Genomic DNA, 3,880 nt, shown 5'->3' on the forward strand with positions numbered 1-3,880 from the left:
GAGCCTGCCGCGATCGCCACCGCCGACGGGTTGGTTCTCGAACCGGCGTTCATGACCTGCCTGCTGCTGGGGGAGCAACTGGTCCACGGTCTCGACATTGCCCGGGCCGCCCATCAACCGTGGAGCATCCGCCGCGAGGACGCGTTGCTGGTGCTGCCCGCCGTGCTGGAGCTGGCGCCGAATTATCTGCGGCCGGACCGAGCCCGCGGCGTGCATGTCAGCTTCGAGCTGCGCCTGCGGGGCGGGCCCCGTTATCGGATCGCGGTCGACGACGCCACCGGCGTGGTCGGTCCGGCCGGGGAGCGCGCTGACTGTGTCATCACCGCCGATCCGGTGACTTTCCTGCTCGTCGGCTACGGGCGCATCCCGCAGTTGTCGCAGATTCTTCGGGGCAAGCTTCGTGCCGGCGGCCGTAAACCCTGGCTGGCAGCAAAATTCAGCACACTGCTCGCCAGCCCGTAGACCGCGTGGGCCCACGACTACAGTGGTGCCAATGGCATCGGTCGTGATCGTGGGCAGCGGATTCACCGGTTTCGAGTGCGCACGCCGACTCGTGCGTCGGTTGCGGCGCAAAAGGGCATCAGACGTCGACGTCACGATCATTTCGCCGTGCGACTACATGCTTTACACACCCCTGCTGCCCGATGTGGCCGGCGGCGTGGTCGACGCGCGGTTCGTGACGATCCCGCTGGCAGGCACGCTCAACGGAGTCCGCAAGGTGCGCGGCCGTGTCGACACAGTGGACCTCGACCGGCACACCCTCACGTTCACCGACCTTGAGCGGCGCGAATGCGAAATGTCTTGGGACCGGCTGGTGCTCACGCCCGGGTCGGTCACTCGGTTGTTCGACATACCGGGATTAGCGACCCACGCAAGGGGATTGAAGTCGATCGCGGAAGCGCTCTATCTGCGTGACCATGTGCTCGAGCAGCTCGAGTTGTCGTGTCTGGATTCCGACGCGGCAGGTGCGCAGGCACGGCGCACGATCGTCGTTGTGGGGGCGTCATATTCGGGAACCGAGCTCACCGCGCAGCTTAGGGCGTTGGCCGACGCCGCCGCCAAGCAGATGGAATTCGATCCTGCCGCGGTGAAGTTTCTGCTGCTCGACTTGGCCGAGCAGGTGATGCCCGAGGTCGGCGAGAAGCTGGGAGCCCGCGCGATGCGTCTGCTGCGGCGCCGGGGGATTGACGTCCGGCTGGGCCTGACGCTGAAAGAAGTGCATGCCGATCACGTTGTGCTCAGCGATGGTTCGCGGGTGAATACCCGCACCGTGGCTTGGGTGACCGGGGTTGCCGCTGCACCGCTCATCCAGACACTTGGACTGCCGACGGACAAGGGTCGGTTAAAAGTGCAGACCGATCTGCAGGTGCCCGGCCATCCGGAGGTTTTCTCCGCCGGTGATGCCGCAGCGGTTCCCGATGTGACGCAGCCCGGCAACATCACGCCGCCCACCGCCCAGCACGCCATTCGGCAGGGCAAGGTGCTGGCCGACAACGTTGCCGCGAGTCTGGGCTACGGGAAAAAGCGGGAATACAAGCATCACAACATGGGCTTGGTGGTCGACCTCGGGCCTCATCATGCCGTCGCGAATCCCTTGGGGGTCCACTTGTCCGGGTTCCCGGCGAAGTTCGTCACCCGCGGCTATCACCTGTACGCGATTCCGCGGCTGGTCAATCGGTGGGCGGTATCGCTGGCCTATCTCACGGACCTGTTCTTCCCGCGGACGCTGGTGTCGATGGGATTATCGACCCAAAGCGACGCGGAATTCTCGACGAGCGAAGGCATTCCGCTGCCGAAACCGAACGAGGCAGCCGGCTAGAGGGTCTGGTGGCGGCCGAAGTACTTGTGGTCTTCACTGTAGCCGCCGTAGCCGCTGCCGATGTCGCGGTAGTCGGCGACGAACTCGATGCCCTTGAGCCACTTGACCAATTTGAAGCCGTGCTGCAATTCGTTGCGCAGCCTCAGCGGCTTGCCGTGCATGTAGGGCAGCGGCTGGTCGTTCATGTTGTAGGCCAGCATGGTCATGTGGTGGGTCATCTGATCGATGGGATGCGCGTTGTAGTAGATCCCACCGGTGGCGCCGAGACCCATCGAGTAGAACACCACCCATTTGGCCTCGGGCAGCGGTTTGACGATGTCGAGGAGCGTCTTCATCTGCACGCCACCCCATTTGGCGACGCCCGACCACGCCTGGATGCAGAAGTGCTGGCTGATCTGCTCGTGGTAGGGCAGTGCCTTCAGGTCGTCGAGCGAGAACTCCATCGGGTTCTCGACGAGACCGTAAACCCGTAGCCGCCAGTCACGGAAGTCGTTCTGCTCCAACTCTTTATACTCGACGGTCTCCGGCAGCCGCCCGTTACGCCAATGATGCGGTGAGATGTCTTCTTCGGTGAACGCGCCCGGTTTGGGGTCCAGTTTCTCCAACACGCGCTGGAAGGGCCCGACCAGCGCATAGCCGATGCGCTGCACTACCCGGGGGTGACGAATCGTGAACGGGGTGGCCCACACCCACGCCACCGCCGTCACCACCATTGCCGCAGCGAAAAACCAGAAGCCAATCCAGCTGTCGTCGTCGCGGGCAGCGAACATGTGGTTGAGGTTGCGCAACGCCTCGGTGGTGAACACCAGCGTGACGTGCACCAGAATGAAGAACAAGAAGTACACCAGCACCAGGAAGTGCAGTGAGCGTGCGTGCTGAATGCTCAGCCGCTTGGACAGCCAGTGCACGCGCTGCGATAACGCAGGCGACATTCCCAGTCCGGTCAGCAGTGCGGCCGGCGCGGCGATGAATACGGTGGTGAAGTACGCCAGTACCTGCAGGCCGTTGTAGGCGACCCATCCGTTATCGGTCGGCCAATGCAGCGACAGGTACTGAATCGCCACCGATGCGGAGTTGGGGAAGACGTCCCAGCTGGTCGGCACGATGTGCCGCCACTGCCCGGTGGCGAACAGCAGAACGTAGAACACCGCGCCGTTGACCAGCCACAAGACATCGACGCCCAGGTGCCACCACCGGGCCAGGCCGATGGAGTGCCGAAAGCCGGGGAGCCCGAAATGCCTTGGCAATGCGACAGTGTCGGCATTTGCGGTCCAGTACTCGTCGTCCGGAACGGGTGGGCCGACCCGCAGCCATTCGTCCTTGCCAGGGGTGGCGTTGCGGCTGAAATAGAGCCGCGGGTGGTCACACAGGATCTGGATCCCGGTTCTGATGATGAACATCATCATGAACAGATTGAAGAAATGGGTCCAGCCGATCCACGCCGGGATGCCGGGCTTGACGCCCTTGGTGTCGGTGCCGGGGTAACGCTGGATGAATGCCTGCACCGCAGGCATGTGGTACAGGCCTTTACCGATCGCCACCGCGGCGACCAGCAGGGCGAAGCCGATGGGAATCAGCCACAGCAGGTTGAACCACTTGTCCCGGCCGACCCGCAGCTTGGGGGCGGTGGCCCGCCTGGTCAGATCGAATCCGCCGCCGTAGGTTTCCACATCGATGGTGTCCTCGGCGGTGTGCACCTCGCTGCGATAGTTCGGATCGAACGTCAGCGGCGTGCCGACCGCTAACGCGGTGGCGGTGCCATTATGTGCTGCGGTAGCAGTCGCAGCTGAATCACCATGCCCTTCAGCACCATTAACGTCCGTCGTCGTCACGCGGCCGAAGATACACGACCAAGCCTGTGCGCCAACGTTAACAAAACGGAAACTTGGCGGCTGTGAGCTCGACATTCGTGGTCGTGGCCTGAGTGGGCAATCGGACGCGCCGGGCAGATCAGTTTATCCGCATATTCGGTCATATCTGCATTGGATATCCGGATTATCGGTGGTTTATATGCCACTGTTAGGTATCTGCGTTGAGGTCTACGTGCCGCCGCATGCGGGG

3 protein-coding genes are annotated in these 3,880 nt (G+C 63.2%); 2 read left to right on the forward strand and 1 reads right to left on the reverse strand.

Going from position 1 to position 3,880, the window contains the following annotated elements; translation table 11 throughout:
- Both VFA16_RS00150 and VFA16_RS00155 read left to right on the forward strand, forming a co-directional pair.
- Window positions 1-462 (forward strand): hypothetical protein (locus VFA16_RS00150; RefSeq protein ID WP_324965869.1); only part of this gene is annotated, 462 nt, incomplete at its 5' end.
- Window positions 463-493: 31 nt separating this feature from the next.
- Window positions 494-1,819: an NAD(P)/FAD-dependent oxidoreductase gene (locus VFA16_RS00155; RefSeq protein ID WP_324965870.1), complete on the forward strand. Its 1,326-nt coding sequence runs from the start codon at window positions 494-496 to the stop codon at window positions 1,817-1,819.
- Here the strand turns inward: VFA16_RS00155 and VFA16_RS00160 are convergent.
- Window positions 1,816-3,726, reverse strand: a complete 1,911-nt coding sequence (locus VFA16_RS00160; protein ID WP_414687602.1) for a molybdopterin-dependent oxidoreductase — start codon at window positions 3,724-3,726, stop codon at window positions 1,816-1,818. The genes VFA16_RS00155 and VFA16_RS00160 overlap by 4 nt on opposite strands.
- Window positions 3,727-3,880 lie beyond the last annotated feature (154 nt).

The sequence above is a fragment of the Mycobacterium sp. genome, from assembly GCF_035653355.1.
Taxonomy (GTDB): Bacteria; Actinomycetota; Actinomycetes; order Mycobacteriales; family Mycobacteriaceae; genus Mycobacterium.